Here is a 240-nt window from a genome sequence, read left to right as displayed (position 1 = left end):
CTAAACGACTACATAATTGCGTAAGTGATGTACTAGCGACTTCTTGGCTGAGCCAAACGCAAAGGGCGATAAGTCCATTTGCTTGATACTTACTAGATCGTTGTACAAAGCCCACCTGTTTGGCAGTTTCTTGTAGGACAATTGGAGATAGAAAACGTTGTAATTCTTGTGCAAAAAGTGTCAGTTCACTGGAGATGATAGGATTCATAAAAAAAACACCATCCTTTCTCGTAAACCCCA

General features: G+C 40.4%; 1 pseudogene. It reads right to left on the bottom strand.

What is annotated here, in order from left to right:
• Positions 1–208 (bottom strand): annotated as a pseudogene (locus SB773_RS34310) (IS4 family transposase); the annotation flags it as partial.
• Positions 209–240: the final 32 nt, after the last annotated feature.

This window comes from Bacillus sp. SIMBA_074 (assembly GCF_046534555.1).
In the GTDB taxonomy this organism is placed as follows: domain Bacteria; phylum Bacillota; class Bacilli; order Bacillales; family Bacillaceae_G; genus Bacillus_A; species Bacillus_A mycoides.
This window is presented reverse-complemented; position numbering and strand designations above follow the sequence as displayed.